The sequence below is a fragment of the Roseovarius marisflavi genome, assembly GCF_900142625.1.
GTDB lineage: Bacteria > Pseudomonadota > Alphaproteobacteria > Rhodobacterales > Rhodobacteraceae > Roseovarius > Roseovarius marisflavi.
Window position 1 is genome coordinate 1 of record NZ_FRBN01000055.1, and the last position, 4576, is coordinate 4576.

The 4576-nt window shown below is 56.4% G+C and carries 6 protein-coding genes; 2 read left to right on the forward strand and 4 right to left on the reverse strand.

Annotated elements, in window-relative coordinates:
* On the forward strand, window positions 1-267 hold a 267-nt coding region (locus tag BUB78_RS19640; RefSeq protein ID WP_139279399.1), incomplete at its 5' end, for a winged helix-turn-helix transcriptional regulator.
* 23 nt (window positions 268-290) lie between these two features.
* On the opposite strand, the gene gloA is transcribed toward BUB78_RS19640, so the two are convergent.
* The 3 genes from gloA to BUB78_RS19655 all read right to left on the reverse strand — a co-directional run bounded on the left by gloA (window position 291) and on the right by BUB78_RS19655 (window position 2069).
* The gene (gloA, locus tag BUB78_RS19645) at window positions 291-719 is read right to left on the reverse strand and encodes a lactoylglutathione lyase (protein ID WP_073201079.1); all 429 of its coding nucleotides are present in this window, start codon (window positions 717-719) and stop codon (window positions 291-293) included.
* A gap of 63 nt (window positions 720-782) precedes the next feature.
* The gene (locus BUB78_RS19650; RefSeq protein WP_073201081.1) at window positions 783-1253 is read right to left on the reverse strand and encodes a hypothetical protein; all 471 of its coding nucleotides are present in this window, start codon (window positions 1251-1253) and stop codon (window positions 783-785) included.
* A gap of 24 nt (window positions 1254-1277) precedes the next feature.
* Complete coding sequence (locus BUB78_RS19655; protein ID WP_220084056.1) at window positions 1278-2069, reverse strand: YdhR family protein; 792 nt, start codon at window positions 2067-2069, stop codon at window positions 1278-1280.
* Window positions 2070-2229: 160 nt separating this feature from the next.
* Between BUB78_RS19655 and BUB78_RS19660 the strand changes: the two genes are divergently transcribed.
* Window positions 2230-2808 carry a TetR/AcrR family transcriptional regulator gene (locus BUB78_RS19660; RefSeq protein ID WP_073201086.1) on the forward strand — a complete coding sequence of 193 codons (579 nt, stop codon included), beginning with the start codon at window positions 2230-2232 and terminating at the stop codon, window positions 2806-2808.
* 612 nt (window positions 2809-3420) lie between these two features.
* On the opposite strand, the gene BUB78_RS19670 is transcribed toward BUB78_RS19660, so the two are convergent.
* Window positions 3421-4254, reverse strand: a complete 834-nt coding sequence (locus BUB78_RS19670; RefSeq protein ID WP_073201090.1) for a class I SAM-dependent methyltransferase — start codon at window positions 4252-4254, stop codon at window positions 3421-3423.
* Window positions 4255-4576 lie beyond the last annotated feature (322 nt).

A 4576-nucleotide genomic window follows, 5' to 3' on the forward strand; every position in this document is an offset into this window, starting at 1 on the left:
GCGTGGGCGGCCAACGTCATCTGGTCGCTGCGTGCCGGCCCGCGCCGCTTTAACGAGTTGCGCACCGACATTCCGCCAATTTCGGCCAAGGTGCTGTCTACCCGGCTGACCGAGCTAGAGCAGCGCGGTGTGCTGTCTCGCAACGTGCAACCAACCTCGCCCCCATCGGTTGAATATGCCCTGACCGAGCTGGGCGGCGAACTTGTGCCAGCACTTGAGGCCATTGTTGAGGTTGGCCACCGTCTAAAGATGCGCGACGAAGCGTAAGGTCTTAATTTGAGACCCAGGACCTAGGGGGCTTGGATAAGTTCGATCTTGTAGCCGTCTGGATCTTCGATAAACGCAATGATCTCACGCTCTGCGGTTTCATCCGGTGCCATCTTCATTGGACCGGGGGCCCTGACGATTTTGATGCCGAATTCTGACAGGTGATTGCACACCTGCTGGATGTTCTGGACTTCCAACGCGATATGCCCGTAGCCGGTGCCATGGGAGTAGCTGTTGTCACCCCAGTTATAGGTCAGTTCAATCAGCGCGCTGCTGTTGGCATAGCCGACAAAAACCAGTGTAAATTTCGCATCTGCAAAGGTCTCGCGCCGCATTTCCTGCATCCCGAGAGCATCACAATAGAACCGTAAAGACCGATCAAGATCTTTGACGCGCACCATCGTATAGAGGATAGCGTGCGGGGTGTTTGAGGAGGTGATTTCAGTGTTCATAATTATGCGCCTGAATGGTTCGAATGACCGGGGGCAGACCGCATCTGCCCCCGGTAGGAAACTTTAGCGGCAGATTTCACCTTGGTAGCGCACCAGCCCGACAAGGTTGTCACTGTCGCGCAAATCGACAAGGCCGTAGCTGTTGAACTGGCCACTGTAGCCTTTCATCGTGCCGCGTGTGACGTCTGGCTGAATGTCGTAGGTGATCTCGATCATGAAACGACCCGGCTTGCCCGGCACGGCGGTCAGAATACCCAGATCCTTGGTTTGGAACGCCCCGCCGTCGTCGCGACCAAAATAGTGTTCCATGTCCATCTCAAGACCGGTTTCGGTCTCACGAGTCGCGGTGATCTTGCCAGCAGCATTTTGAACGGCGCCGGTCAAAGTGGCTGAGATGATCATCGGCTGGCCGTCGCCTTCGCCAAAGAAGTTGGGGATCGCAACACCGCCCATTTGAAAGCAGTCGGCGGCCATGGCAGCCGATGACGACATCGCGAGGGCCATGATGGCGCCAGAAAAAGAGGTGAGTTTCATATCAGTTCCATTCCGTTGAGGAGATTACAGGTAGTAGGGAGAATTGAGGCCGCGGCTTGCGGCCTCGGTGACACGGGCATCAAAGACGCGCGTATAGTAAGCGGCATTCATCGCGGCTGCCGTTTTTGGGAAGTCGTTGAGGGCAAAATCCAACGCGTTTTCGACTGTGTCGAAGGCATCCAGCCCGCCCAACGAGTTGGTGTTGTGTCCGCTAAGCCAGACTTTGGATAGCAGTCCCTTTTGTTCGCGCAAGACGGGGTTGCGATCACGCCAAGGCGCGTTTTCAAAAGGCACTGCGACCTGTACTTCGGTGTAAACAAATGCGCCCGGTTCGGTTGTGATCTTTCCGCCAAAGTGGGGCGCATCCATGGCCGCGCTGGCCTCTGCGGTGGCCTGATTGTCAAAGACGCGCGTTGTCTGCGCCACGCCAAAATCACGGGCCAGCGCAGGGAAAAACTCCGTGCAATAAAGCAGGGCATCGTCGACACTGGCAAAGCCGTAAAGCCCGCCGACAGAGTGGGTGCCCAGCCCGGACAGCCAGGTCTTGTCAACAAACCCCGGCTGGGCCGCGATGGCAGCATTCAACTTTTCCCAAGGGACATCCGTGAAGGGGACGGACGCTTGCAATTCTGTGTAAACGAAGGCCTTGGCGGGCATGGTTTGATTTTCCTTTTGATTGGATTGTGCAGGTGCCGCGGCGCTCCGAGCCGTCAGCCCCACTGCTGCTAGGGGAATGGCGGTGAGCGCTGCGGTCACTCTGCGCCGTGACATCAGCGCAGCTTTACCTGGCGCGTGCCGTGGCACACGTGAAGACATGTCGTCATATCCTTGAGGGTCGGGCCACCTATCTTGGTGGTTGTTTCGGGTTGCAGATCGAAATATAACGATCTCTATATATCGCTAATGCGTTTGGCGCTCGCCGTCAATAAAATAATATAGCGATCGTTATAATATTTAGTAAAGGATTGAAATAAATATGAAAAAATCAGAAGCAACCAAGGTGAAGCTGTTACAAGCATCGGGGAGAGCGTTTCGAAGAGAGGGCTATGCAGGGATAGGGGTCGACTCAATTGCGAAAGACGCCGGCGTGACGTCTGGCGCATTCTATGCCCATCTGAAATCCAAGAATGGAGCTTTCCGCGCGGCCCTTGTCGCGGGTTTGGAAGAGGTGCTTGCCGCATTGCCTGAATACCGAGAAACCCACGGTGATCAGTGGCCAGCAGCCTTTGCAGACTATTACCTTGGGCACGGCCACCGGATCGATCTTGAGGGCGGTTGCGCAATGACCGGTCTGACACCGGACGTGATCAGGGCAGATCCGGATGTGCAGACAGAATACGCGGAGATGATGAGCCGCATCGTCAAAGAGATTGCTGACCACCTGCCGCAGGCGGAGTCAGCGGCTGAACAGGAGGCAAAGGCCTGGGCGTTCCTGTCGGCATTGATTGGCGGGCTTACCCTGGCGCGGGCCGTGGGATCAGGTCCCGCCGCTGACCAGATCGCGCGCTCCAGCAAGGCCATGGCACTCGGCGCTATCACCTTTTGTGCGGACTAGCGGCACCAGGCCACGAAACTGTTGCCGTGCGCCATACAATACGGGATCAGGATATCCAAAAAACACGTAATTTCCGCGATGGCCACACCGCAGAGTGGCCCACCACCCAGATATCTGAACGGCGCCCAATCCTGCCTGCGCCGCACCAACCATGGCCACCATATCGTCAAGCTACAGACTGACCCGATTGCAAGGACAATCATCTGCAATCCGCTTAGGAACGTCGGGATAGCCATCATCGACAATCCAGCCGATCATCTCAGTCGGCGCTGAAGCGGTAGACCCAAGCGCTCTCCCGATGGAAGCGGTTCGCCAGCGCAAAAAGTAGCCTTTGGTGCAGATCAGTCGCCGGTGCATACCGCAGCATCCGTGAAGTTGGGCTCTAAGCTGCCTTGCGGTAGTGCAGCGACTGACTTTGCCATCATTGGAAGCGCTGACGCCGACATAGATGACTGCTCCCAGCCCAAAGCGGTCATGGCGCGGAACTGTGGGACTGGTCAGAGCGGACCTTCGCGTTGCGGCAGCCGAGTGGCCGATGTGCGGACTTTGCTGCCATCTGAAACAGGCGCTACAACGTCTGCTTAGATGACGGAGCCGCATCACGAAAGTTGACTATACTGCGGTCGCTACAGTCACGACTGCTGGAATTGGCACGTCCCATACAGGTCCTGACCCGTGCTTTTCTAGTACCTTTGATATAACTGCTGCTCGTATAGCTGCCGCATTCGCTGAGGGTTGTGGGCGCAACAGAGCACCGCCTCTGGCCGTTCCCTCAAGAAAGAAATCATAAGGCGCACCGGGGTCACTAACTTGCCAACTCGATGCGACTGTGGATTGACGGCAATCTGTAAATCCAGCCTTCTCCAGCACGGGAAAGGCTATCTTCGGATCAGCATAGTCATTTGCCCCGGGGCCATGTGGCAAGCCAATGTCTGGAGACCCGTGTTGACCAATGGCGCCAAAAACATAACCAAGGGCAGTATCGACTTCCGGCCCGCACCAAACTGAAAAGGCCAATTGGCCACCCGGTCGTAGAACGCGATGGGCCTCGGCTACCACTTTGGGAGGATCAGGCACATGCGGCATCCCAAAGCCTATCGTGACTGCATCAAACGACCCATCGGCAAATTCCAAAGCCATGGCGTCGCCTTCGACAAAATGAGCCTCCGGCACAGCGGCACGTGCCATGTCCAGCATGGCGGGTGAGAAATCGAGACCTGTGACCTTGGCACCTGCTTTGATCAATCCGGCCGACACGTTGCCGTGCCCGCAGCAGAGATCAAGGGCTCTCATGCCAGATTGGGCTGCCACAGCTTCAACCAGATAAGGCACGACCATATCTGCCGCTTTCGCAAAGACCTGCGCATAGGATCGCGCGACCTCGGGCGTCGCCCACTCCCGCTTTTCCAATGCAGCGAAGGTGTCAGGTTCATGTGTTTTGGGCATCGGCTTCACTCCGTCGGCCAATGGTATTGGCATTGCTACAATACCATGACCCACTCAAATTGGACAAATCCGCCTTTACCACAGCGGTTCTGGTGACAACCGGTTGGGACAAATTGGCCATTCCATGTTAAGAAACTGCCGAAGCAAATGGAGGTGGCATGCACAAGGGGCGCTGTCTGTGTGGAAACAATGCATTCGCGGTTGATGGACCGCCCTAACCAATGGCCGCTAATGGGATGTGTCGGCTGCTTCCCCACCGTTGTGTTATCCTTAACTGGGATCAACCGCGCATCAAGGAGAAGCAGCCATGTGTGCAAAGAAG